This window comes from Streptomyces sp. P9-2, assembly GCF_051903975.1.
GTDB lineage: Bacteria > Actinomycetota > Actinomycetes > Streptomycetales > Streptomycetaceae > Streptomyces > Streptomyces cellulosae.
On record NZ_CP192633.1, the window covers coordinates 1,961,758 to 1,984,562 of the forward strand.

The window sequence follows — 22,805 nt, forward strand, 5'->3', positions numbered from 1 at the left end:
CGATACCCCGGCAATTCTCACATGTCCCGCATTGTCGGTATGTCGACGGGGCATTGATCCTCCCGGCCGGACGTCTCGCCGGGACGACGTGAGACGTACGGCCGCGGAAGAGACACGTCAACCCGGTGCGTGGGCAGGCACCGCAGCCTCAGGGGGTACGCCATGGCCGCAAGGCCGCTCGTCGCCCGGCAGCCGAACGAACGGCTGCAGGCGCTCATCCAGGAAGCCGGATGCTCCAACGCCGGACTGGCCCGCAGGGTCAACATGTGCGGCGCGGAGCACGGCCTCGACCTGCGCTACGACAAGACGTCGGTGGCCCGCTGGCTGCGGGGACAGCAGCCGCGGGGCCGGGCGCCGGCCGTCATCGCGGAGGCGCTGGGCCGCAAACTGGGCCGTACGGTCACGATCGACGAGATCGGCATGGCCAACGGCAAGAACCTCGCGTCCGGGGTGGGCCTCCAGTTCTCGCCGACGGTGCTGGGAGCCATCGAGCAGGTCTGCGAGCTGTGGCGCAGCGACGTGGGGCGGCGGGACTTCCTGTCCGGCTCGTCCGTCGCCGCCTCCGCGCTGGTGGAGCCCAGCCGCGACTGGCTGATCTCCGCGCCCGACGGGCAGGTCGCGCGCAACACCGGCCCCCGCGTGGGCCAGTCGGACGTGGCGGCGGTGCGCTCCATGACGGAGGCGCTGGTCGCGCTGGACCACCAGTACGGCAGCGGGCACGTCCGCCCGGTCGTGGTGCACTACCTCAACAGCGTGGTCTCGGGGATGCTGGCGGGGTCGTACCGCGAGGCGGTGGGGCGCGACCTGTTCGCTGCCGTCGCCCGACTCACCGAACTCGCCGGGTACATGGCCGTCGACACCGGCCAACCGGGCCTCGCCCAGCGGTACTACATCCAGGCCCTGCGGCTCGCGCAGGCCGCCGGGGACCGCGGCTACGGCGGGTACGTGCTCGCCGCGTCCATGAGCCACCTCGCCGCGCAGCTCGGAAACCCGCGCGAGATCGCCCAGTTGGCGCGCGCGGCACAGGAGGGCGCACGGGGGCGCGTGACGCCGCGCGCGGAGGCGATGTTCCTCGCGGCGGAGGCCCGCGGGCACGCGCTGATGGGCGACGCCCCGGCCGCGCACGCCGCCGCGGGGCGGGCCGTCAGCGCCCTGGAGGCCGCCGACCCGGCCTCGGGGGACGACCCGCCGTGGATCGCGCACTTCGACGAGGCGTACCTGGCCGACGAGTTGGCGCACTGCCACCGCGACCTCGGCCAGGCGGAGGCAGCCGCGCGGTACGCGCGGGAGTCGCTGGACGGCCACCCGCCGACGCGGGCACGGCGCCGGGCCATCGGCTACGTGCTGCTCGCCACCGCCCAGGTGCAGCAGCGCGAGATCGAACAGGCCTGCGCCACGGGCCTGAAGGCCGCCGAACTGCTGGGCGGGCTGCGCTCCAACCGGGGCGCGGAGTACCTGGACGACCTCCAGCAGCGTCTCGAGCCGTACCGGGAGGAGCCGGTGGTACGGGAGTTCGGTGCGCGGATGGAGCTGCAGACGGCGGCGTGACGTACGCGACACTCCCGCGGGACGCGGACGGGAAGGGGGTGACCTAATCAGCGTGCGGTGACCCGGTTTTGTTACCGCGCTCACAGGGCAGGAGGTCAGGTTCTGTGCTGCGTGGCACCGGGCTCCGGGGACCCGGTAGCGTGAGCCCGATTCACAAGGTCCCCCATTGGTAGGAGTCCCGGTGACGCAGAGTGGACAGGGCGAGGAGCCCTCGGCGCGCCAAGCGCGCGAAGGCATCGTGCTGCCCTCGGACGGTGGTGAGCCCCTGCTGCCGGGCATGACGTCCGGTCCGGTCGCGCCCGGCGGTACGGACGGCCCGCCCGCCGGCGGGTTCCCCGCCTCGGCGCCGCCCGGCGGCCAGACCTGGGGGAACCCCTGGGGCCCCGACCAGCAGGCCGCCGCCCCGTCCGCGGCCCAGGAGTGGCCGCCGGCGAACGACGGACAGTGGCAGCAGCAGTCGCCGTCCGGGTGGGACGGGGGCCATCAGCAGCAGGGCGGGCAGCCGCAGCACGGCCGGCACGGCGGTCAGGCGCACGGTCAGCAGCAGGGGGGCCAGCCCCAGCACGGCGGCCACCACGCCCAGCTGCCGCACGGCGGTCAGGCGCACGGTCAGCAGCAGGGCGGGCAGCCGCAGCTCGGCCGGCACGGCGGCCGGCAGCAGGGGCAGCCGCCCTCCTGGGACGCCTCGGGGCAGGCCCACGGCGGTCAGCCGCAGGGCGGTCCCGGGCCGCTGCCGCCCGAGGGGGCGCCGTCCCAGGGCGGCTACCCGCCCGCGCACGGCGGGCAGGACCCGTACGGCCAGGGCGGCGGGTACGGCCAGCCGGCCCCGTACGGCGGGCACACCGCCGGCGGCCAGCTGCCTCCGCAGAACGGTTCCGCCTACGCCGCGCCCGGCGGCGGGTACGGCTACCCGCCCGCCCACGGCGCCCCGCTGCCGCCCCCCGCGCCCGGCGCGGACGAGGGCGCCACGCAGGTCATACCGCCCGTCCCGGCGGGCGGCGCAGACGAGGGCGCGACCCAGTACATACCCCCGGTCGCCCCCGGCGCGCTGCCGCCCGAGATGCCCGCGACGCACGACGCGGAGCTGACCCGGAATCTCGGCATCACCCAGCCGCCGGCCGGTCCCGGACCGATGCCGGGCAACCCGGACGCCGAGCCCACCCAGTTCATCGCCCCGATCACCGACCAGGGGCCGCCCCCGCCGTACGACGCCGCGCAGGGCGACGCGGGCCGGCAGCCGCCCGCCGAGTTCGACAACCTCTTCCGCGACGGCGACGGCGCGGCAGGCACCACGCAGCAGATGCCGCGCATGGACTACGGCCGTCCCGTCCGGACCGACCGCACCCCGCCCGCCCCGCCCGTCTCCGGCCACGGGGGCGGCCACGGGGGCGGCCACGGGGGTGGCCACGGCGGCGGACGCGGCGGTGGACGCGGCGGTGGTGGCGGCAGCCCGCGCTGGCCGCTGATCGCCGCGGTCGGCGTCGGTATCGCCCTCGTCGGCGTCGGCGCAGGCGCCCTGCTCGGCAGCGGCGACAAGGACGACGACGGCGACACCAACCAGCCCGTCTCCGCCACCGCGCCCGCGAGCACCGAGGCGTCGGCCTCACCGAGCGTGGACCCGGCCCGCGAGCAGGCCGTCGAGCTGGACAAGCTGCTCGCGCACAGCGGCGACAGCCGCAGCTCCGTGATCAACGCGGTGGAGGACGTCAAGGCGTGCCGTGACCTCGACAAGGCCGCGTCCGATCTGCGGGAGGCCGCGAAGCAGCGGCGGCAGCTCGTGACCGACCTGGGCCAGCTCTCCGTGGACAAGCTGCCCGAGCACGAGGCGCTGAGCGAGGCGCTGCGGAAGGCGTGGAAGGCGTCCGCCTCGGCCGACGACCACTACGCGAAGTGGGCGGAGCAGGCCAAGGGGAAGAAGGTGTGCAAGAAGGGGTCTGCCCGGAGTACCGAGCAGACCGCTGCGGGGAACCGGGAGAGCGGGACCGCCACCGAGCAGAAGCAGAAGGCGTCCGAGTTGTGGAACGCGATCGCTCGTCAGTACGGGCTGACCGAGCGGGCGCCCACACAGTTGTAAGGGGTGTGGTTCGCCCAAGGGGCGGGGGGTTCAGGTTCTCGCGCGGCCGCCGGTTCGCTGTGGCCTGGCGCGCGGTTCCCCGCGCCCCTCGGGGTGTTCACAGAGCCGCGTTCTTGAGAGTGGACGTCACGTTCGTGAAGCCGGTCGTGGCCTCGGTGAGGCGGCCGTCGCGGACCTGGTGGAGGGTGACGTTCGCGTTGACCAGGCGGGGGAGGCCGACGGAGGCCAGGGTGTCCTGGAACTTCCAGCGGAGGGTGGGCGTGAGGTTGCCCGTGGTGACCTTCAGGCCGCCGTCCAGGGCCGCGGACACCGTGTCCGCGCTGACCTCGCCGTCGCCGAGCGACTCCACGGCCTGACGCAGCACCGTGTAGGCGATCCACGTCGTCTGCACGCCCGCGTCCGCCGGGTCGATGCGGTTGTCGCCGAAGGCCTCCGCCCGGATCACCTCCCTCATCGGGTCCCAGCGCGCGTCGCCCGCCTCCGGGTACCAGCCGGTGACGTACGCCCCTTCGTACGGCCCCGACGCCCCGCCGGAGGCGTCCAGCACCGTCTGGTCGACGCTCCCCAGCACGGTCGCGGTGCGCACCTCCGGGTACCGGGCGCGGGCGCGCCGGAAGGAGTCCATGAAGGTGCCGGTGCGGTCGCCGAGCGCGGGGACCACGCAGCCCTCCTCCCCGCTGCCGGTGGCCGCGTGCTCCAGGGCGCGCTCGGCGGCGTCGCCGTAGGAGGTCGCGTCCTCGGCGGCGCGCAGGTCGCCGGCCCGGTCGTGGCCGCCCGCCGCGAGGCCCGAGTCCAGCAGCGGCGGGAGCTGGTCGCCCGCGATGGTGTCGGGCCGGACCAGCGCGACCGGCCCGCACGCGTCGGCGAGGGTGCGGCCGAGCCCGGCGAGCAGCGCGGGCTGTCCGCCGTTGACCGGGTAGGACAGGGGGCTGGTGAACTCGTCGTGGGTGAGGCCGTAGCCGCCGATGTACGGGATGCCGGCGGCCTCCAGTGTGGGCAGGAAGGCGTCGCCGTGCTGGCTGTACGAGCCGACCACGGCGACGGCGTTCTCCGCGACCGCGCGCCGGGCGCAGCGCGCCGCGGCCGTCGCGTCGTCGCGTTCGTCGCAGGTCAGCACCTTCAGCGGGCGGCCGTTGATGCCGCCACGCGCGTTGACCCAGCGGCCGTAGGCCTCGGCGAACGCGGGCATGCCGGGCTTGTTGGTCGCGCCGGTGTTCTCGGGCGCCCAGGTCATCACGGTGATCGTGTCGTCCCCGGAACCCCCCGTGACGCCGGGGACGATCCCGCAGCCGGCGACCAGCGCGGCGCACGCCGTCAGCGCGCCTGCGGCCAGGGCGCCGGCGCGGGCGGGCCGGACGAGGGAGCGGGGGAGGACGGTGCTGCGGATGCGTCGCCTGCCGGTCATGTCCCCGCACCATTCCCTCACACGGCGAACCGCGCCGTGACGCTCGGTCGACGGGAGGTGACGCGGAGGTGAATTACGGGGGCCCGTCCGGGGCGTACGGAGCGGAAACGTACGATCGACGACCGTGCAAGGTTCGGAGAACTCTTCCCGTCGCGGCCGTCGCTCCTCCACCATGGGCGGCATGCCACTCAACGACATGCCGTGGTGGCGCTGGCGCAGCAATGTGCGCTCCGCGCTGCACATGCTCTCCGACCCCGCCTTCCAGCGGGACGTCTGGCTGGCCGGCGTGCCCGGCTACGGGGACGTCACCGACGCCGTGTACCGGCTCGTCGAGGACACCTGGCTGGACAACTGGTCCGCCGAGAAGTACGTCGGCACGATCTTCCGCGACTCGCAGGAGGCCGCGCTCGTCGACACCGCCGTGCTGCGTGTGCTGCGGATCATGCACCAGGTCGGGCCGGACGCCCCGGTCACCGCGTACCTGGAGCACGAGGGGTGGCCGGAGGCGGTGCGCGCCGCGCGCGACGCGCACGTGCGGATGGCGGCGAGCGACGGCGACGACCCGGACGCGCAGCCCAGCACGCTCGAGGTGCTGCGCATCATGACGCGTTCCGCGTAGCGGGACGACCGGCCGGGCGCCGGTCCGGGTGTGCGACCCTTTTCCCCATGAGCGAGCAGTCCACCCGAGCCGCGGCACCCGCCGACCAGTACGTCCTCACCCTGTCCTGCCCCGACAAGCAGGGCATCGTGCACGCCGTGTCCAGCTACCTGTTCATGACCGGTTGCAACATCGAGGACAGCCAGCAGTTCGGCGACCACGACACGGGTCTGTTCTTCATGCGCGTCCACTTCTCCGCCGAGGCGCCGGTCACGGTGGACAAGCTGCGGGCGAGCTTCGCCGCGATCGGCGACTCCTTCCAGATGGACTGGCAGATCAACCGGGCCGACGAGAAGATGCGCATCCTGCTGATGGTCAGCAAGTTCGGGCACTGCCTGAACGACCTGCTGTTCCGTGCGCGGACCGGCGCGCTGCCCGTGGAGATCGCCGGAGTGGTGTCCAACCACACCGACTTCGCCGAGCTCGTCGCCTCGTACAACATCCCCTTCCACCACATCCCGGTGACGAGGGACACCAAGCCGGAGGCCGAGGCGCGGCTGCTGGAGATCGTGCGTGAGGAAGAGGTCGAACTCGTCGTCCTCGCCCGCTACATGCAGGTGCTCTCGGACGACCTGTGCAAGCAGCTGTCGGGGCGGATCATCAACATCCACCACTCCTTCCTGCCGAGCTTCAAGGGCGCGAAGCCGTACCACCAGGCGCATGCGCGGGGTGTGAAGCTGATCGGCGCGACCGCTCACTACGTCACCGCGGATCTCGACGAGGGGCCGATCATCGAGCAGGAGGTCGAGCGGGTGTCGCACGACGTCACGCCGGACCAGCTGGTCGCGATCGGGCGGGACGTGGAGTGCCAGGCGCTGGCGCGGGCGGTGAAGTGGCATGCGGAGCGGAGGATTCTGCTGAACGGTCGCCGTACGGTCGTGTTCGCCTGAGAGGCGGGGCCTCTCGGGTCCCGTCGTCGGCTGCGGGCCGCCTGGTGCCGTTCGCGCAGTTCCCCGCGCCCCTGAGGGTGCCGCGGTGGACGCGCCCCGAAGGGGCGCGGGGAACGGCGCGAGGAACCAGGACGTACCTGCGCCCGGCGACGGACCGGCGGCCCACAGGGGCGCGGGGAACTGCGCGAAACCGCGGATCAGCCGCCCGCGCCCTACATGCGACTCAAGCTCGCCGCAGCGAACAGCACATCCCTGATCGCCTCCCGATCCCCCTCCTGCCCCGCCGCAGCCTCCCGAGGCGGCACATGGCCGGCCGCCAGCCGGCAGAACTCCGCCCCGTCAAGGGCCACATGAGCCACCTCGTGCTCGGCCGACCCCTTCGCCGCGGGCGAGTCCAGCGGGATCAGCCACTCCCCGCCCCCCGACCCCTCGATCTCCAGCCGCAGACTCCGCCCCGGCTCCCCGGCGGCGACCAGCCGCCGCTCCACGGGGGCCGCCAGCCCGTGGTGACGGCGGTTCTCCAGGACCACGGGAAGCAGACGGGCCGCGAGGTCCACCATTTCGTGCAGATGGCGCCCCGCAGGGGGGTCGTACGGATAGTCCACCGCCTCCGCGATGTCCTCCGCGTGGACCCAGCACTCGAAGGCGCGGTCCAGCATCGCGTCGTGCAGCGGCAGCGCGAAGTCGCCGTAGGGGACGGTCATGCGGCCGGTGTCGCTGCCGGTGAAGGAGACCGTGCGGATCAGCCGGTGGCTCTGCTCCCGCCAGGGCCCGCGGACGGCGCGCGTGGGCGGGAAGCGGGCGGCACGCCAGTACGCCTCGGTGCGGTCGGACGGCGTGGGCCGCTCGGGCCGGACGTCGCCGAGCGGGTCCTCCAGGCCGAGGGCGACCGCGACCAGCCCGTCGACGGACATCAGGTGGGCGATCACCCCGGCGACGGTGGTGCGCCGGCTGCTCGCCTCCTCGCCCTCGTACCACCGCAGCCGTACCGGCGCGTGCCACTCGTTGTCGCCGAAGTCCTGGAGCAGCGCGTCGAGGCGGGCGGTCTCGGTGTCGTAGGCGGCGGCCCAGTCGGGGACGGGGATGCGCGGCGGGCGGCGTTCCAGGCAGGTCTCCAGGACGCGGGTGCGCAGCGCCGGGTTCAGGTCGAGGCTCTCGGGCCGCTGGAGCAGGCCCACGGCCTCACGGAGCCGCAGCGCCTCGTCCGCGCAGGACCCGCACATGCCGAGGTGCTCCTCGACGGCGTCGGCCTCGGCGGGCGCGCAGGCGGCCAGCGCCCAGGCGCCGAGCAGCGACTTCAGCACCTGGTGCTCGGCAGCCGTGGGCAGCGCGTCCGGTGCGGAGGCGAGGGATCCGCGGTCGTCGTACGGCCCGGGGCGGCGCCCGCTCACGCGGCACCTCCCATTCCGGGCGGCGCCCCCGGCGTCCCGGCGTCGTGGGCGGTGGCCAGCAACTGGAGGCCGAGGCGCAGCCGGCGGCGGGCCTCCTCGTCGGTGACGCCGAGGTCGGCGGCGGTCTGCCGGTAGTCGCGGCGCTGGAAGTAGGCCAGCTCCAGCGCGGCCCGCAGGGGCGCCGGCATGGACTGGACGATGTAGTCGGCGCGGGCGGCGACCGTGGCGTGCCGGACCTTGCGCTCCAGGTCCTCGGTGGTGCCGGGCCCGCCCCGGGCGAGCGCGGCGGTCTCGGTGGTGCGCAGCCGCTCCACGGCCAGCCGGTTGGTCAGGGCGGCGAGCCAGCTGCGCAGGGGCCCCTGCCGGGGGTCGTAGGTGTCGGGGTGCTGCCAGGCGTGCGCGAACACGTCACGGGTGACGGTGTCGGCCGCGTGTTCGTCCCCGAGGACGCGGTGGGCGAGGCCGTGCACCAGGGAGGCGAAACGGTCGTAGAGCTCGCCGAGTGCGGCCGCCTCCCCGCGGGCGAGCCGCTGCTGCATCTTGCGGTCCCAGCGGGGCGGTACGTCCTTCTTCTGCATGCGGCCCCTCACCCCCTGTTCGTCCCGCGGGTCCCGGGGTGGTCGGTCCCGGGTCCGGCGTGTGACCGGCGACGCCCACGAATGTAGTCGCCATCCACGTGCGTGCACGCCCCTTTGTGGCAATGTGCGCCCCTCGCGGTGCCTTCCGTGGTAGAGGGTCGCCCACGCAGGTGGCATGCCGTGCGGATCATGTCTGCCCCGTCGCCTGTCGATCGGAACCGATCGAATCGGATCGATTACGACCAGAACAAGCCCCTTCTGTTCGGAAACCGTTTCTGGGTCCGCGTTTCAGGGAACGGCCGGTGGGCAGCCGCGCAGCAAGGAAGCGTAGGCATTGCTTCCGTTTCGGCGAGCGAGGGGCGTGGTGGTGGCCTTCAACGTGACCGACCAGGAGAACGGCGAATGGGCCGTTCTCCGGGTCTCCGGCGAGCTGGACCTGGTGACGTCCCCGGTGCTGCGGCAGCGGGTGCACGACGTCGTGGCGGAGGGGCGGCACCAGCTGGTCCTCGACCTCTCCGAGGTGTGGTTCTGCGACTCCAGCGGGGTGGGCGTGCTCATAGCCTCCCGCCGGCTGCTGCGCTCCTGCCAGGGCCGGCTCCGGCTGATCCTGCCCGCGCGCGGCGCCGCCGACGGCAGCCACGTCAACAAGGTGCTCGGCGCGCTCGGGGTGCGCCGGCTGTTCGAGATCCACCCGGACGTGCCGTCCGCCGTCGACGAGGACGCCCGCCCGCTCTCCGCCTGAGCCGCCGCCCTCGTGACCCCCTTCACCTCGTGGTCCGCGCGTGGTGCCGCTCACACGTGTCACACGTGTGTCCCGGTGTTCCCCCGGTCCTGGTCCAAGCGCCGCTTTCGGGCTCCCCCGCGCCCCCGCACCCCGTACGCTCCCAGCGAGACGACCCCTCCGACCTAAGGCGGCCTGAACAAGACATGGTCACCAGCGAGTACGAGCGCAGGATCGCTGCCCGCTTCGCGGGCTTCGACCAGGACGGCAACGGCTACATCGACCGCGAGGACTTCATGGCGGCGGCCAAGGCGCTGCTCGCCGAGTTCGGCACCGCGGCCCGCTCCGACCGGGGCCAGGCCCTGTACGTCGGCGCCGAGGCGTTCTGGCAGGGCATGGCCGGCATCGCCGACCGGGACGGCGACCAGCGCATCACCCGCGAGGAGTTCGTGACCGGCGCGGTCAAGCGGCTGCGGGACAACCCGGAGCGCTTCGCCGAGATCGCCCGCCCCTTCCTGCACGCGGCGCTCGCCGTCGCGGACACCGCCGGGGACGCCTCCGTCGGCGTGGAGAACACCGCGCGCGTGCTCAAGGTGCTCGGTGTCGACGGAAACGTGGCGGCGGAGGCCGCCGCGCAGCTGGACACCGACGGGGACGGGCGGATCGGCGAGGAGGAGATCGTCTCCGCGTTCGCCCGCTACTTCACCGTCCCCGAGTGACGCGCCGGGCGTTCACGGCACCGTTCGTGTCACCGATCGTGGCATTTTCCTGATCACGGAGCGTCCGTACGGCACCGGGCCGGGTGAGTTCTTTCGTCACGGCCCGGAGTCGGGGCGCGGCTCCGGTACGTTGTGCGGGATGCGAGTCGTCGTGAGCGTCCACCGCGGCCGGGCCGTCGTCGGGCCGGTTGCCCGAGGCGCCGTTCCAGCGGGTGTCCGTGGGGCCAACGGGCCGTGCACCGCGCTCCGTTCGAGTCGGCGCGGCAAGCGTCGCACAGTATGCCGTACGGGTACTCCTTCGCGCTGGAATATGCCCGAAGCGCTTGTTGGGGTGACTGTAGGTCAACCATGCTGTCCCGCAAGGGAGTCACGGTCCGTGACCCCGGTCCCGGCCATTGTTCTGGCCATGCAGAAAATGGCTAGGATCGTGGCCCTCGTGAGGCGCGAGTCCAAGTGTCCGCCGGTTCGGATGGTGTGAGCGGTGCAGGTGCTTCAAGTGCAGCTGGAGATCCGGCCCGACCCCGCTGAGGTGGGGCGGGCCCGGCGCTGGGCCCGCTCACGGCTGTCCGGGTCCGGCATAGGGGCCGACGAACCGCTGGCCGAGACGCTGATCCTGCTCGTCTCCGAACTGGTCACCAACGCCGTGGTGCACACGGGCTGTCCGGCCGTCCTGAGACTCTCGCTGCCCGGCGCGGACGCGGCCGAGGAGGTCACCGTCCGCCTGGAGGTCGCCGACCGCAGCGGCCGCGCCCCGGTGCCGCGCTGCGCGGGCGACGAGGCGACCGGCGGTCGCGGACTCGCCCTCGTCGACGGGTTGGCCGACCGCTGGGGCTGGAGCACCGAGGGTGCCGGCAAGCGCATCTGGTGCGAACTCGACCGCTGCGGCGCCGCGACCGACGCCGCCCGCGCCTCCTGCGGCGGCAGCACGGTGACGTATGACGGGCTGGCGTACGAGGCGGTCTGAGCGTTCCGCGTCCGACGGTTGCCGCGTCTTCGGGGAGGCACGGGTGCATGGCGCGACGGCGCTCCGGTGCCGTGCGTGATGCGGTGCGCCGGATGTGCTCCCGTGCGCCGAGCCGACGAACAGGGCAAGTGCCGCGAACGCCGTATCCGCCCCCGAAGTGGTATTGACGCGCCGTGACCGGGTGATGACTCTGGTCGTCAGCGATTCGCCGTGAGGGGACGGCGAGGGCGCCGCGACGGGAGCCCTCGGCGAGTGTGGGTCGTGATCCGGCGTGTGCCTCCCGGGCGCGGGGGACCTGGCGGGGCCGCCGGAGCCGAAGGGCGGTGCGGGGCTGCCGTGCTCGGGGCGAGCAGCGCCGCACCGCCGCCGCGGCGATTCTCTGTCCACACCCTGTGGACAAGCGGACGCGTGCGGGACTCAGACCGCGACCGCCGCCCCCTCCTCGCGCGTCGAACCCGCGCGGAAGGTGCGCCGGTAGGCCGTCGGGGTCACGCCGAGGGCTGCCTGGAGGTGGGCCCGCATGGACTGGGCCGTGCCGAACCCCGCGTCCCGCGCCACCTGGTCCACGGTCAGCTCGGTGGTCTCCAGCAAGTACCGCGCCCGCTCCACCCGTTGACGGGTGAGCCACTGCCCCGGACTCACCCCGGTCTCCTCACGGAAACGGCGTGTGAAGGTGCGTACCGACATCGACTCGCGCTCCGCCATGTCGCGCAGCTGGATCGGCTCGTGCAGCCGGCCGAGCGCCCAGGCGCGGGCGCCGCTCGTGGACGCCTGCTGAGGGTCCGGCACCGGACGCTGGATGTACTGCGCCTGGCCGCCGTCCCGGTGCGGCGGCACCACCGTGCGCCGGGCCACGTCGTTGGCGACGGCGGCGCCGTGGTCGCGCCGCACCATGTGCAGGCACAGGTCGATCCCGGCCGCCACGCCCGCCGAGGTGAGGATGTCGCCGTCGTCGACGAACAGCACGTCCGGGTCGACGTCGATCTTCGGGAACAGCTGCTGCAGCCGCTCCGCGTCCGCCCAGTGCGTGGTGGCGCGGCGCCCGTCGAGGCGGCCGGAGGCGGCGAGGACGTACACGCCCGTGCAGATGGAGGCGATGCGGGCCGTCGGCGGGATGCGGCCGAGCGCCTCGGCGAGTTCGTCCGTCAGTTCGCCCCGCTCGAAGACCGGGCCCAGCTCGTAGGAGGCCGGGATGACCACCGTGTCGGCGGTGGCCAGGGCCTCCGGGCCGTGCGGCACATGGATGGTGAAGTCGGCGTCCGTCTCCACCGGTCCCGGCGGCCGGACCGAGCAGGTGACCACCTCGTACAGCGGGCGCCCGTCCTCGTCCCGCGGGCGGCCGAACACGCGGTGAGGGATGCCCAGTTCGAACGGCAGCGCGCCGTCGAGGGCGAGGACGACCACGCGGTGGGGCCGGTGACCGGCGGGGGAGTGGCTCTCGACCGGGTGCGAAGACATGGCCCGATCCTAGCGAATGCTGTCCCTCGGGCCACTCGTTGAAGCGGACATGCTTCCCCGAAGCTGTACGGCGTGACCACGACCAGCAAGACCGCCGACGTCGGGCCGCCCGCGAGCGGCCGCAAGCCGACCCGCCTCCGTGTCCACCGCGCCTGGTTCGTCGCCGCCGTCACCTTCGTGACGATCATCGGCGCCGCCGCCTTCCGCTCCGTGCCGGGGCTGTTCATCGACCCGCTGAACGAGGAGTTCGGCTGGTCGCGCGGCACCATCGGCGCCGCGGTCTCCGTCAACCTGGCCCTCTACGGGCTCACCGCCCCGTTCGCGGCGGCGCTGATGGACCGCTACGGCATCCGCCGGGTCGTCGCCGTCGCGCTGACCGTGATCGCGGCCGGATCCGGCGCCACCGTGTGGATGACAGCTCCCTGGCAACTGATGCTCTGCTGGGGCCTGCTCGTGGGCCTCGGCTCCGGCTCCATGGCGCTGGCCTTCGCCGCCACCGTCACCAACCGCTGGTTCACCGAGCGGCGCGGCCTGGTCAGCGGCATCCTCACCGCCGCGTCCGCCTCCGGACAGCTGATCTTCCTGCCGCTGTTGTCATGGATCGTCGACCGCTACTCCTGGCGGCCCGCGGCCGTGACGGTCGCGCTCGCCGCGCTCGCCGTGGTGCCGTTCGTCTGGCTGCTGCTGCACGACCACCCCGCCGACGTCGGACAGAGGCCGTACGGGGCCAAGGAGTTCGTGCCCAAGCCGGCGCCCGTGCCCGGGGCCGCCCGGCGCGCGCTGACCGTGCTCGGCTCGGCCGCCCGCACCGGTCCCTTCTGGCTGCTCGCCGGCACGTTCGCGATCTGCGGCGCCTCCACCAACGGGCTGATCCAGACCCACTTCGTGCCCGCCTCGCACGACCACGGCATGCCGATCACGACCGCCGCGTCCCTGCTCGCCGTCATCGGCGTCTTCGACGTCGTCGGCACGGTGGCCTCCGGCTGGTTCACCGACCGCTTCGACTCACGCCGGCTGCTCGCCGTCTACTACGCGCTGCGCGGCGTCTCCCTGCTCTTCCTGCCCCTGCTGCTCGCGCCCTCAGTGCACCCGCCGATGCTGCTGTTCATCGTCTTCTACGGCCTCGACTGGGTCGCCACCGTGCCGCCCACCCTCGCACTGTGCCGGGAGCACTACGGCGACGACAGCCCCATCGTGTTCGGCTGGGTGCTGGCGTCGCACCAGGTGGGCGCGGCGATCGTGGCCTTCGCGGGCGGCCTCGCGCGGGACTCGTTCGGCTCGTACGACGTGGTGTGGCTGGCGTCGGGCGCGCTGTGCGCGGCGGCGGCGCTGATGGCGCTGGTGATGCGGAAGCGGCCGGTGGTGCTGACGGCGAGCTGAGGCGCTGTGGGGTCTGGCACCCTGACGGGTCAGCCCTGACGGTCTTGGCGCCCTGAGGGCCGGGCGCGCCGAGGGCCGGACGTGCTGACGGCCAGACGCCCTGAGGGCCGGGCAGCCTGAGGGTCGGCAGTCTGCGGGTCGGGCGCCTCGGGGGCGGGCAGCGTGAGGGCCGGATGTCCTGACGGTCAGGTGCCCTGAGGGTCAGACGCCCTGAGGGCCGGGCGCGCCGAGGGCCGGATGTCCTGACGGTCAGGTGCCCTGAGGGCCGGGCAGCCCGAGGGTCGGCAGTCTGCGGGTCGGGCGCCTCGGGGGCGGGCAGCGTGAGGGCCGGATGTCCTGACGGTCAGGTGCCCTGAAGGGCAGACGCCCTGAGGACCGGACGTGCTGACGCCGGCGCCCTGAGGGCCAGGAGCCTTGGGGGTCGGACGCCCTGACGGTCAGGCGCCCCGGAGGGTCAGGCGCCCGGCAGCCGGGACGCCTTCCCGCTGCGGGCGACCGCCCGGGCGATGCGCTGCGCGTCCAGGGCCATCTCGCGGAGGTTGCCGCTGATCGGGTTGGTGAAGCCGGTGAAGTACAGGTCCGGGGCGCCGGCCGGGGTGCGGGCGCCGTGGACCACGGGTCTGCCCCGCGCGTCCAGCACGCCCAGCCCGCCGACCAGGCCCTCCAGACCGCGCTCGTACCCGGTGGCCGCGATCACCGCGTCCGGCGCGATCCGCTCGCCGTCCGCCAGCAGCACCTCGCCCTCCTCGAAGCCCTTCACGGCGGCGACCACCTCCACCGAGCCCGCGCGCACGGCGTCGATCAGACCGACGTCCTGCACAGGGATCGCGCCCTCCAGGACGCGGCTGTAGAGCCCGGTCTCCGGGCGGGGCAGGCCGTGCGCGGACAGGTCCGGCACCGCGACCCGCGCCTGGAGGCGGCTGATCCGGTCGACCAGCGGCACCGGCAGACGGCGGACCAGGATCCCGGAGTACTGCGCGGGCCAGCCGGCCGTCGAACGGCGCACGATGTGCGGAGGGGTGCGCACCGCCAGCCGCACCCGGGAGGCGCCGCCCTCCACCAGGTCCACGGCGATCTCGGCGCCCGTGTTGCCGACGCCCACCACCAGCACGTCCCGCCCGGCGAACGGCTTGGGGTTGCGGTACTGGGACGCGTGCAGCAACTCCCCGGCGTACGTGTCCCGTCCGGGCCAGTCGGGGACGCGCGGGGTGTGGTTGAAGCCGGTGGCGACGACGACCGCCGCGCCGGTCAGCTCACGTCCGCCGGTGGCGCGCAGCAGCCAGCCGGCGCCGTCCTCGGTGCGCTCGATGCGGGACACCTCGACGCCGGTGACGATCTCCAGGCGGTGGTGCTCGGCGTACTTCTCCAGGTAGCGGACCACGTCGTCGCGGGACGGCCAGCGGCCGAAGCGGCGGGGCATCGGCAGGCCGGGGAGCGCCGACCGGCGCCGGGTGGTGTGCAGGTGCAGCCGGTCGTAGTGGCGGCGCCAGGAGTCGCCGACCCGCTCGGAGCGCTCCAGGACGACGGCCCGCACCCCGCGGGCGCGCAGGGCGTACGCGACGGACAGTCCGCCGGGGCCGCCGCCGACGACGTGGACGGGGCGGTCCGCCCGAAGGGGCGCGGTGGGCTGCGCGGACGTGGAGGAGTCGGCCATGACCGCGAGCGTAATCCGGCAGAGGGTTGATGGGTCTCGGTCAAGACCGGAATTGGTTGCGGAATGATCACATGATGTCGTGATCGCGGGTTCAATGTCCCCATGTCTTCTCCCCAGCCCACCCGACCCCGCCCGCCGTCCGAACTCCGCGGCCACGGCCTGCTGCTGCGCGCCTGGGACCCGGACTCCGACGACGACGTGGACGCCTGGCTGCGCGGCCTCACCGACCCGGAGTTCCGGCGCTGGAACACCCCGCTGCGCCCGGTCGACGACCTGGCCGGCGCCCGCCGCTCGCTGCGCAACCGGGTCGCCCTCGCCGAGGACGGGTCCACCCTCTCCTTCCACGTCGCGGACGCCACCGACGGCACACCGCTCGGCCACATCGGCATCGAGGACATACGCCTGGTCATGCGGGCCGGCCGCATCGGCTACTGGGTCCTGCCGGAGGCCCGGGGGCGGGGCGTGGCCACCCGCGCGGTCCTGCTCGCCGCGCACTGGGCCCTGACGGAAGGCGCCCTCCACCGCCTGGAACTGGGCCACGCGACCGGCCACGAGGCGTCCTGCCACATCGCGACCCGCTGCGGTTTCCGCCCGGAAGGCACGCTGCGGGGGGCGATGTTCGCCCTCAACCGCCACGACGCCTTCCGCGACACCCACCTCCACGCCCGCCTGGCAACGGACCCGGACCCGACGGGGCCGTGAGGCGTCGGGGCGGGACCCGGATCGACGGTCGGGCGGGCCCGGAGCGGGAGGCCGTGCCTCGCCGCGGCGCAGGGTCCTTCGCGCCCGCAGCGGTCCGACCTGGGCGCGCCGACGGCGACGCGCTGCCGGCCCAGTCGGGCCACCTCAGCCTCCCGGCACCCCCTCACGGCCACAGCGACTCCCGCACCCACCCCTCCCCCTCCCGCCGATACCGCAGCCGCACATGGCGTCGCTGCGCATCGCCCTGGAAGAACTCCACCTCGTCCGGATCGAGGTGGTACAGCGTCCACGACGGGGCCGGGGTCGTCGGGGCACTGCGCGCCTTCTCCCAGGCCGCCTCCGAGGCACGGCGGAGTTCCTCGGGGGAGGAGAGCACCCCGCTCTGGTGGCCCGTGAGCGCCGCCGCCAGCGCGCCCGTCGAGCGGGCCTGGAGGTCCGCCCGGGCCTCCTCCGGCGGGGCGGCCGTGACGCGGCCCCGTACGCGGACCTGACGGCCCAGGACCGGCCAGTAGAAGGCGAGGGCCGCGTACGGGCGGGCGGCGAGGTGGCCGCCCTTGCGGCTGTGTGCGTGCGTGGCGAACGACCAGCCTCGCTCGTCCGCGCCGTGCAGCATCACGATCCGCACGTCCGGCAGGCCGTCCGCGTCCGCCGTCGCCAGGGACATGGTGTGCGGCTCGGGCTGTCCGGCCGCCGCCGCGTCCGCCAGCCACCGCGCGAACAGCGGCAGCGGCTCCGCGGGGGCCCGCTCCGGGTCGAAGGGGCGCAGGTCGGTGACGGCCGGGTCCCACACTCGCAGGGAACGCAGCAGCTCGTGGAGATCAGGTTCGGGTTCCGGTTCCGGTTGCATGCAGCGATTGTCGGCTCAGATGGAGCCCAGGTCCGACGACACCCACCGCTCCGGCCGCATCCGCACCACGACCTGCTCCCCGCGGTTCTTCCACGCGAAGTCGACGTACCCCTCGACCTTCTCGGGCGGCAGATAGCGCGCGGAGATCTCCCGCAGCTTCTCGATCGTGGCGGGGGAGGTGTCGACGACGGGGCCCTCGACGGAGACGTAGCGGGTGGTCGGCTCGACGCGTTCCACCAGGAGGGAGAAGCGTCCCGCCGCCCGCAGCAGCCGGTTCTTGCGGGAGTGCAGCCCGGTGAGGATCCACACGTCCTCGCCGGGCGCGTACTGGTACCAGATCGGCACCGTCAGCGGGGCGCGGCCCTCGCCCGCGTCCACCGCGAACGCGGCCACGCGCGGTTCGGACAGGAACGTCTCGCGCTCTTCACGGGACAGGGCCATGGCGGTTCCTCCAGCGTCGTCGGCGTCGGGACGTGCACATGGGCGGCAGGCAGCCGTGCGGTGCCGCACCGTCCGGGCGCGGGCGTGTTCCGCCCTCGCGCCCCCACCATCGGAACCGGACCGCCCCCGGGGACGCGACAGGCGGCGGTCCACCGGAGTGAACCGCCGCCCGGATGACAGGAATCGCGAGGTCGGGGAGGGGCGCGGGGCCGGGCCCGCTACTTGGTCGGCTTGCGCCCGGTGACCCCCAGGTGCACCAGCAGCGCCAGGTTCGGTTTGATCTCGGCCTGCTTGACGCCCCAGGAGGAGAAACCTTTCTGGTGCGAGGCCACGGCCGCCAGCATGGCGACCAGGGACCCGGCGATCGCGCCGGGGTTGACGTCCTTGTCGATCCGGCCCTTCGCCTGGAGCTCGGAGACCGCCTCGGCGAGCGAGCCCTCCACGGCGTTGAGCACCTTCAGACGGATCTTGGAGAAACGTTTGTCCCCTTCGGCGGCGCCGAGATCCACCACACGCAGGATCGCGTCGTGCTTCCGCCAGAACTCCAGGAAACCGTCGACCAGTTCCTGCGCCGTCTGCCACCCGGCCCGCCCGCTCCAGGAGCGTCCCTCGACCAGTTCGCTCAGGGAGCCGCTCTCCGCCGCCATGGTCTCGGCGAGCTCCAGCACGGCGCCCTCGACGTCGGGGAAGTACTGGTAGAAGGTGGCCGGCGAGGTCCCCGCGCGGCGGGCGACGTCGATGACCTTGACATCCCGGTACGGGGACGAGCTGAGCATCTCGCTGAGGCAGTCGAGCAGCTTCTGCCGGGTCTCCTGCCCACGTCGGCCGGCCACGCGGCCGTCGACGGTACGCACTTGTCCTGTCATGCCGTCAGCTTACCGACGGGGTTCAGGAGCGCGATTCGGCCGACTGCAAATGGGGTGCGGGCCCCGAAGAACCCTGGTGTGCCTGGTCGGCGGGGTGCGGGCGGCACGGCTACGTTGTCGGCATGGCCGAAAACAGGGCATCGGAGTACACGGAGGGCACCCCCTGCTGGGTGGACGCGCAGCTGCCGGATCTGGAGGCGGGCAAGCGGTTCTACGGTGAGCTGTTCGGCTGGACCTTCGAGGACCAGCCCACCGGGACGGTCCGGGCGCATAAGGACGGCGACCCCGTCGCCTCCCTCGCGCGCAAGACGGACGGACGCCTGCCGACGGTGTGGACGGTGTCCTTCTGCACCCCGGACGCCGACAGTCTGTGCGCGCGTATCAGCGCGGCCGGCGGACGCGTGGTCGCGACCCCCGCGCCGTTCGGCGACCTCGGCCGCACCGCGCTCGTCACCGACCCCGAGGGCGCCGTGTTCTCGCTGTGGGAGCCCGGCACCGCGACCGGCTTCGGCCGCCGCCACGAGCCCGGCACCTTCGCCTGGGTGCAGCTCTACGCACGCGACACGGAGACGGCCAACGCCTTCTACGGCGACCTCTTCCACGACGCCCTGTTCGGCGAGGACGCCGACCCCGACTTCGGACGCGCGCCCGTCTCCGAGGTCTTCGCCCCAGAGATGCCCCCGCACCTCCTCGTCCACTTCGCGGTGACGGATCTCGAGCCCGCGCTGGAGACGGTGACCCGCCTCGGCGGACGCACGCAGGTTCCGCCCTTCGAGACGTCGTACGGAACGGCGGCCGTCGTCACCGACAATCAGGGGGCGTCCTTCGCGCTGCTGCGGCGCTGACCGTACGCTCGGTGCGCCGCCGCGGTCCGTCTCCTGTACACCGTCCGACCGTCCATTCGAGTCATATGTAAACCTGGACACCCGATTTGTCGGCCGGTTCGCACCAGGGGGCCCGGACAGGAAGAATCGGGGTGCGTGCCGCCACGGCGGTGCGGTGGTGAGACGCTGCACTACGGTCGCGCACAGGTGGTGGCGCGACGCGTACGGGGAGGTGGCAGGCAAGTGGTGGATCAGCTGACGCAGCACGATCCGCGGCGAATCGGGCCGTTCGAGGTGCTGGGACGGCTGGGAGCCGGCGGCATGGGGCTGGTCTATCTCGCGCGCTCGGCGTCCGGCCGGCGGGTGGCGATCAAGACGGTCCGGACCGAGCTGGCCGAGGACCAGCTGTTCCGGGTGCGTTTCACGCGCGAGGTGGAGGCGGCCCGCGCGGTCTCCGGTTTCTACACGGCGGCCGTCGTGGACGCCGACCCGCGCGCCGCCGTGCCGTGGCTGGCCACCGCGTACGTGCCCGCCCCCTCGCTCGAGGAGATAGTGAACGAGTGCGGGCCGCTGCCCGCGCAGGCCGTGCGCTGGCTCGCCGCGGGCGTCGCCGAGGCGCTCCAGTCGATCCACGGCGCGGGCCTGGTCCACCGCGACCTCAAGCCGTCCAACGTGCTGGTCGTCGAGGACGGCCCCCGCGTGATCGACTTCGGCATCGCCTCGGGGGTGTCCAACACCCGGTTGACGATGACCAACGTCGCCGTCGGCACCCCCGCCTACATGTCCCCGGAGCAGGCCAAGGACTCCCGCAGCGTCACCGGCGCGAGCGACGTGTTCTCCCTCGGCTCCATGCTGGTCTTCGCCGCCACCGGCCACCCGCCGTTCCACGGCGCCAACCCCGTCGAGACGGTCTTCATGCTGCTGCGCGAGGGCCCGGACCTCGAGGGCCTGCCGGACGAGCTGCGGCCGCTCATCGAGTCCTGCATGCAGATGGACCCGACGGCCCGGCCCAACCCGGCCGACCTCCAGGCGCAGCTCGCCCCGCACCTGTTCGGCTCCGGCTCCGACGACAGCGGCACGGCCTCCGCCTGGCTGCCCGAGCGGGCCGTCAGCCTGATCGAGGCGCGCCGCGGCGGGCGTCCCGCGAGACCGCCGCAGAACAGCGGCCGCAGCGGCGGCGGCGCGCGTCCGCACGTACCGCCCCCGCCGCCGCACGACCCGGTCGTCCCGCCGCCCCCGCCCCAGCCGGCCCCCGTGGGCGCGGCAGGCACGGGGCCGGTCCGCCTTGCGGGCGCCGCGGTGCCCATCGGCCCCGGCCCGCGCGTCGCCGACACGCGCGCGGCCGCCGTGCAGGCGCCCCCGCCCGCCGCCGCCCTGGCCGCGACCTGGACCAAGCCCCGCCCCGGCGTCAACGGCGCCGAGCCGGCCGCCGCGCCCGCGCCCCCGGCGCCCGCCGCGCCGCCGGAGAGCCCCGGCGGCTGGCGCCCCTGGCGGTTCCGCATGTCCAACGACGTGTGGGGCACGCCCGCCGTGGCCGGCGACCTGGTGTACGTCACCTCTTTCGAGGTGCACGCGCTGGACGTGGCCACCGGCCGGCGCCGCTTCAAGACGCGGGACGTCGCCTGGTCGATGGCGGTCGCCGACGGCCGCATCCACGCCTCCGACGGGCCCACCCTGTACGCGCTCGACGCCCGCGAGGGCGGCGACCTGTGGCGGCTGAACACGGACGCCTGGGTGTACTCCCTCAAGGCCGACCGCGGCACGGTCCTCACCGGCACCCGAGGCGGCGGCGTGCAGGGCTGGGAGGCGTCCACGGGGCAGAAGCTGTGGGAACTCACCGGCTGCCAGACCGACTTCGAGTCCCCGGAGGCCGGACCCGCCCTCTTCGACGGCACCGCCTACGTCTGGCAGGACGCCCGGCTGCGCGCCCTGGACGCCCGCACCGGCGAGGAGCGCTGGTCGTACCCGATCGGCGACGCGGCCTCGTGCGGCGGCGTCCCGGTCCGCCTCACCGCCGCGCCCGACGGCTACGTCTACGTCTGCGCCGGCACCCGTGTGCTCGCCCTGGAGGCCGGCTCGGGGCACGTCCGCTGGCACTTCGAGGCCCCGGCGGTCTTCCTGAGCCCGCCCGCCTTCGTGCCGGGCCCCGCGGTCACCGGCGGCGGGGTGTACCTCGCCGACTACCTCGGCACGGTCTACGCCCTGGACGCCACCGACGGCCGCGACCGCTGGCGCATCGCCACGGAGGCGCGCTCCTCGGTCGAGCCGGTGCTGGTCGCCGCGGGCCATGTCCACGTGGGCAGCGGCAAGGGCCTCTACACGCTGGACGCGGTCACCGGCACGCCCAAGTGGCGCTTCCAGTCCGGCGGCGAGATCGTGGGCGCGCCCGCGGTCGCCGAGGGGCGGATCCACTTCGGCTCCAGCGACCACCTGCTGTACACGCTGAAGGCCGACGACGGCCGGCTGCGCTGGAAGCTCGCGACCGGCGGCGAGATCACCGGCTCGCCGGTGGTGCGGGACGGCGTGGTGTACGCGTGCAGCAAGGACCGCTGTGTGTACGCGCTGGACGCGGAGAAGGGCACGGGCACGGCGCGGACGGCGTGAGACGCGGCGGCCCCGGCGGCCCGGCGTCTCTCGTGGCCTTCGCGCGGGACGGCCGTCGTGCCGGCTGCACGGAAGGGGCCCGGACGGCGGCCGCCTCGGGGGCGGCGGTGTCCGCCGCCCTCAGGGCCGACGCTACGCCGGGTACGGGACGGTCGCCAGGTAGTGACATGGCCGTGACACAAAGATCGCTAGCCTGGCGGTCATGACTTCTCGGGGGAAGACACTCAAGCTCACCGCTGTCTCGGCACTCGTCGTCCTCACGCTCACCGGTTTCTCCACCGGCCGCGGCCACGGCGGCAGCAGCGGGCACCACGACGGCGACAGCAGCGGCGGCGGTTGCAGCAGTTCCAGCCAGAACCACGACTCGTCGAGCGGTTCGCACCGCGACTACGACGACGATGACGACTACGACGACGAGTACGGCAGCGGCAGCAGCGGCTCCGGCGGCTCGGAGGCGTCGCCGTCCCCGGACGCGGCCACCGTGACGCTGGTGGACTGCGCGTCCGAGCAGACGCCGTACGCCACCGTCGAGGTCACCAACGACGACACGGTGGACGGCACCTTCTCGGTGACGGTGGTCTTCAAGGACGCCGCCGGCGAGGAACTGACCCGCGGCACCGAGGAGGTCCTCGTCCCGGCGGGCGAGACCACCACGGCCGAGGTCCCGGTGGACGACGAGACGAGCCTCCCGCAGATCGACGAGTGCGAACTCGACTCCTACGCCCCGGCGGCCTGACCGCGACACCACATGGGAGAGGGGCCTTGGTCCGGTGTCGCAACGACACCGGACCAAGGCCCCTCTCACTACCCGCCCGCGACGGCTCCCCCTCCGTGCCGCCGCGGCCGGTCCCCGTGTGGGAAGAAGGCTTACTGGCCGTCCCGGTCCAGGGCCGGCGGCGCCGGGGCGTGCTGGTCCAGCGTGGTGACCTCGCCGATGCTCGGCGGGGCCGGCGCGTGCTGGTCGAGCGTGGTGACCTCCGGGTCGTCCTTGCTCGGCGGCGTCGGCGCGTGCTGGTCCTGCGTCGTGAACTCCGGCTCGTTCGTAGCTTCCGTCATGATCTGTGCAACCCCCAACAGGTGG

At 73.9% G+C, this 22,805-nt stretch carries 21 protein-coding genes; 12 read left to right on the forward strand and 9 right to left on the reverse strand.

Annotated elements, in window-relative coordinates:
* Nucleotides 1–162: 162 nt before the first annotated feature.
* Both ACQY0Z_RS09275 and ACQY0Z_RS09280 read left to right on the forward strand, forming a co-directional pair.
* Entirely contained in the window at nt 163–1,548 is a 1,386-nt protein-coding gene (locus ACQY0Z_RS09275) for a transcriptional regulator (protein ID WP_189896135.1), read from the forward strand.
* Nucleotides 1,549–1,729: 181 nt separating this feature from the next.
* Nucleotides 1,730–3,622, forward strand: coding sequence for a hypothetical protein (locus tag ACQY0Z_RS09280; protein ID WP_439812085.1), 1,893 nt, complete (start codon nt 1,730–1,732; stop codon nt 3,620–3,622).
* Between the two features lie 97 nt (nt 3,623–3,719).
* Here the strand turns inward: ACQY0Z_RS09280 and ACQY0Z_RS09285 are convergent, their stop codons facing one another.
* Entirely contained in the window at nt 3,720–5,027 is a 1,308-nt protein-coding gene (locus ACQY0Z_RS09285) for an ABC transporter substrate-binding protein (protein WP_189896133.1), read from the reverse strand.
* Nucleotides 5,028–5,199: 172 nt separating this feature from the next.
* On the opposite strand from ACQY0Z_RS09285, the gene ACQY0Z_RS09290 reads away from it, so the two are divergent.
* A complete protein-coding gene (locus ACQY0Z_RS09290) occupies nt 5,200–5,646 on the forward strand; it encodes an SCO4402 family protein (protein WP_189896131.1) in 447 nt (148 codons plus the stop codon).
* A gap of 47 nt (nt 5,647–5,693) precedes the next feature.
* Nucleotides 5,694–6,575, forward strand: a complete 882-nt coding sequence (gene purU, locus ACQY0Z_RS09295; RefSeq protein ID WP_189896129.1) for a formyltetrahydrofolate deformylase — start codon at nt 5,694–5,696, stop codon at nt 6,573–6,575.
* A 212-nt stretch (nt 6,576–6,787) separates the two neighbouring features.
* Here the strand turns inward: purU and ACQY0Z_RS09300 are convergent, their stop codons facing one another.
* Nucleotides 6,788–7,966 carry a maleylpyruvate isomerase N-terminal domain-containing protein gene (locus ACQY0Z_RS09300; protein WP_189896128.1) on the reverse strand — a complete coding sequence of 393 codons (1,179 nt, stop codon included), beginning with the start codon at nt 7,964–7,966 and terminating at the stop codon, nt 6,788–6,790.
* The gene (locus ACQY0Z_RS09305) at nt 7,963–8,544 is read right to left on the reverse strand and encodes a sigma-70 family RNA polymerase sigma factor (RefSeq protein WP_189896126.1); all 582 of its coding nucleotides are present in this window, start codon (nt 8,542–8,544) and stop codon (nt 7,963–7,965) included. The genes ACQY0Z_RS09300 and ACQY0Z_RS09305 overlap by 4 nt, the downstream gene beginning before the upstream one ends.
* A 361-nt stretch (nt 8,545–8,905) precedes the next feature.
* On the opposite strand from ACQY0Z_RS09305, the gene ACQY0Z_RS09310 reads away from it, so the two are divergent.
* From ACQY0Z_RS09310 to ACQY0Z_RS09320, 3 genes are all read left to right on the forward strand, one after another.
* Nucleotides 8,906–9,286: an anti-sigma factor antagonist gene (locus tag ACQY0Z_RS09310; protein WP_189896124.1), complete on the forward strand. Its 381-nt coding sequence runs from the start codon at nt 8,906–8,908 to the stop codon at nt 9,284–9,286.
* Nucleotides 9,287–9,471: 185 nt separating this feature from the next.
* Nucleotides 9,472–9,984: an EF-hand domain-containing protein gene (locus ACQY0Z_RS09315; RefSeq protein WP_189896123.1), complete on the forward strand. Its 513-nt coding sequence runs from the start codon at nt 9,472–9,474 to the stop codon at nt 9,982–9,984.
* Between the two features lie 496 nt (nt 9,985–10,480).
* Nucleotides 10,481–10,948, forward strand: coding sequence for an ATP-binding protein (locus ACQY0Z_RS09320; protein ID WP_189896466.1), 468 nt, complete (start codon nt 10,481–10,483; stop codon nt 10,946–10,948).
* Between the two features lie 417 nt (nt 10,949–11,365).
* Here ACQY0Z_RS09320 and ACQY0Z_RS09325 read toward each other — a convergent pair whose 3' ends face one another.
* Complete coding sequence (locus tag ACQY0Z_RS09325; RefSeq protein WP_439812086.1) at nt 11,366–12,406, reverse strand: GlxA family transcriptional regulator; 1,041 nt, start codon at nt 12,404–12,406, stop codon at nt 11,366–11,368.
* A 72-nt stretch (nt 12,407–12,478) separates the two neighbouring features.
* On the opposite strand from ACQY0Z_RS09325, the gene ACQY0Z_RS09330 reads away from it, so the two are divergent.
* Nucleotides 12,479–13,786, forward strand: coding sequence for an MFS transporter (locus ACQY0Z_RS09330; RefSeq protein WP_439812087.1), 1,308 nt, complete (start codon nt 12,479–12,481; stop codon nt 13,784–13,786).
* Between the two features lie 454 nt (nt 13,787–14,240).
* Here ACQY0Z_RS09330 and ACQY0Z_RS09335 read toward each other — a convergent pair whose 3' ends face one another.
* Complete coding sequence (locus tag ACQY0Z_RS09335; protein WP_189896117.1) at nt 14,241–15,440, reverse strand: flavin-containing monooxygenase; 1,200 nt, start codon at nt 15,438–15,440, stop codon at nt 14,241–14,243.
* A 102-nt stretch (nt 15,441–15,542) separates the two neighbouring features.
* On the opposite strand from ACQY0Z_RS09335, the gene ACQY0Z_RS09340 reads away from it, so the two are divergent.
* Nucleotides 15,543–16,142 carry a GNAT family N-acetyltransferase gene (locus ACQY0Z_RS09340; protein ID WP_439812088.1) on the forward strand — a complete coding sequence of 200 codons (600 nt, stop codon included), beginning with the start codon at nt 15,543–15,545 and terminating at the stop codon, nt 16,140–16,142.
* A 163-nt stretch (nt 16,143–16,305) separates the two neighbouring features.
* Here ACQY0Z_RS09340 and ACQY0Z_RS09345 read toward each other — a convergent pair whose 3' ends face one another.
* The 3 genes from ACQY0Z_RS09345 to ACQY0Z_RS09355 form a co-directional block, all read right to left on the reverse strand.
* Nucleotides 16,306–16,989: a pyridoxine/pyridoxamine 5'-phosphate oxidase gene (locus ACQY0Z_RS09345; RefSeq protein WP_189896114.1), complete on the reverse strand. Its 684-nt coding sequence runs from the start codon at nt 16,987–16,989 to the stop codon at nt 16,306–16,308.
* 15 nt (nt 16,990–17,004) lie between these two features.
* Nucleotides 17,005–17,430, reverse strand: a complete 426-nt coding sequence (locus tag ACQY0Z_RS09350; protein ID WP_189896112.1) for a pyridoxamine 5'-phosphate oxidase family protein — start codon at nt 17,428–17,430, stop codon at nt 17,005–17,007.
* A gap of 218 nt (nt 17,431–17,648) precedes the next feature.
* On the reverse strand, nt 17,649–18,284 hold the full coding sequence (locus ACQY0Z_RS09355) for a TetR family transcriptional regulator (protein ID WP_019524577.1): 636 nt from the start codon (nt 18,282–18,284) through the stop codon (nt 17,649–17,651).
* 134 nt (nt 18,285–18,418) lie between these two features.
* Here ACQY0Z_RS09355 and ACQY0Z_RS09360 point away from each other — a divergent pair, with 134 nt between their 5' ends.
* The 3 genes from ACQY0Z_RS09360 (at nt 18,419) to ACQY0Z_RS09370 (ending at nt 22,460) form a co-directional block, all read left to right on the forward strand.
* Complete coding sequence (locus tag ACQY0Z_RS09360) at nt 18,419–19,141, forward strand: VOC family protein (RefSeq protein ID WP_439812089.1); 723 nt, start codon at nt 18,419–18,421, stop codon at nt 19,139–19,141.
* Nucleotides 19,142–19,363: 222 nt separating this feature from the next.
* A complete protein-coding gene (locus ACQY0Z_RS09365) occupies nt 19,364–21,724 on the forward strand; it encodes an outer membrane protein assembly factor BamB family protein (RefSeq protein ID WP_189896109.1) in 2,361 nt (786 codons plus the stop codon).
* 202 nt (nt 21,725–21,926) lie between these two features.
* Complete coding sequence (locus ACQY0Z_RS09370; protein WP_347225118.1) at nt 21,927–22,460, forward strand: hypothetical protein; 534 nt, start codon at nt 21,927–21,929, stop codon at nt 22,458–22,460.
* Nucleotides 22,461–22,591: 131 nt separating this feature from the next.
* Here ACQY0Z_RS09370 and ACQY0Z_RS09375 read toward each other — a convergent pair whose 3' ends face one another.
* Nucleotides 22,592–22,780 carry a hypothetical protein gene (locus tag ACQY0Z_RS09375; RefSeq protein WP_019524593.1) on the reverse strand — a complete coding sequence of 63 codons (189 nt, stop codon included), beginning with the start codon at nt 22,778–22,780 and terminating at the stop codon, nt 22,592–22,594.
* Between the last annotated feature and the right edge of the window lie 25 nt (nt 22,781–22,805).

What these genes read in the sequence shown, in the direction of transcription:
- ACQY0Z_RS09290 (WP_189896131.1), top strand. Translation starts at nt 5,200, where the DNA reads ATGGGCGGCATGCCACTCAACGACATGCCGTGGTGGCGCTGGCGCAGC.
- ACQY0Z_RS09350 (WP_189896112.1), bottom strand. Translation starts at nt 17,430, where the DNA reads ATGGCCCTGTCCCGTGAAGAGCGCGAGACGTTCCTGTCCGAACCGCGC.
- ACQY0Z_RS09275 (WP_189896135.1), top strand. Translation starts at nt 163, where the DNA reads ATGGCCGCAAGGCCGCTCGTCGCCCGGCAGCCGAACGAACGGCTGCAG.
- ACQY0Z_RS09325 (WP_439812086.1), bottom strand. Translation starts at nt 12,406, where the DNA reads ATGTCTTCGCACCCGGTCGAGAGCCACTCCCCCGCCGGTCACCGGCCC.
- purU (WP_189896129.1), top strand. Translation starts at nt 5,694, where the DNA reads ATGAGCGAGCAGTCCACCCGAGCCGCGGCACCCGCCGACCAGTACGTC.
- ACQY0Z_RS09360 (WP_439812089.1), top strand. Translation starts at nt 18,419, where the DNA reads ATGGCCGAAAACAGGGCATCGGAGTACACGGAGGGCACCCCCTGCTGG.
- ACQY0Z_RS09345 (WP_189896114.1), bottom strand. Translation starts at nt 16,989, where the DNA reads ATGCAACCGGAACCGGAACCCGAACCTGATCTCCACGAGCTGCTGCGT.
- ACQY0Z_RS09375 (WP_019524593.1), bottom strand. Translation starts at nt 22,780, where the DNA reads ATGACGGAAGCTACGAACGAGCCGGAGTTCACGACGCAGGACCAGCAC.
- ACQY0Z_RS09285 (WP_189896133.1), bottom strand. Translation starts at nt 5,027, where the DNA reads ATGACCGGCAGGCGACGCATCCGCAGCACCGTCCTCCCCCGCTCCCTC.
- ACQY0Z_RS09315 (WP_189896123.1), top strand. Translation starts at nt 9,472, where the DNA reads ATGGTCACCAGCGAGTACGAGCGCAGGATCGCTGCCCGCTTCGCGGGC.
- ACQY0Z_RS09370 (WP_347225118.1), top strand. Translation starts at nt 21,927, where the DNA reads ATGACTTCTCGGGGGAAGACACTCAAGCTCACCGCTGTCTCGGCACTC.
- ACQY0Z_RS09305 (WP_189896126.1), bottom strand. Translation starts at nt 8,544, where the DNA reads ATGCAGAAGAAGGACGTACCGCCCCGCTGGGACCGCAAGATGCAGCAG.
- ACQY0Z_RS09335 (WP_189896117.1), bottom strand. Translation starts at nt 15,440, where the DNA reads ATGGCCGACTCCTCCACGTCCGCGCAGCCCACCGCGCCCCTTCGGGCG.
- ACQY0Z_RS09340 (WP_439812088.1), top strand. Translation starts at nt 15,543, where the DNA reads ATGTCTTCTCCCCAGCCCACCCGACCCCGCCCGCCGTCCGAACTCCGC.